Source organism: Peribacillus sp. SIMBA_075 (assembly GCF_046534585.1).
In genome coordinates, this window is sequence record NZ_JAWRYN010001603.1 from 1 (window position 1) to 236 (window position 236).

Sequence of the window (236 nt, forward strand, 5' to 3'; positions counted from 1 at the left end):
TTCCATGGTCGCGCCAAGTCGGGAGACAACTACTTCAAGGGCCGCTCCGCCGAATTGAAGGGATTCTCCAAAGTTCCCGCTCAAAACATCACGAACATAGATCCCGAACTGAACGATGATCGGCTCGTCGAGATGGAGACGCGCTGTCAGCGCGTCCACCTGTTCCTGAGTTCTGTCTAAGTTGAGGTAGATATCAACCGGGTTCCCAGTTGCCCTCAGTGCGATGAACGCAACAG

General features: G+C 54.2%; 1 protein-coding gene. It reads left to right on the forward strand.

The features are described 5' to 3' along the window. A partial coding sequence (locus tag SB775_RS33845; RefSeq protein ID WP_410865672.1) for a hypothetical protein occupies nt 1-180 on the forward strand: 180 nt, incomplete at its 5' end. Between the last annotated feature and the right edge of the window lie 56 nt (nt 181-236).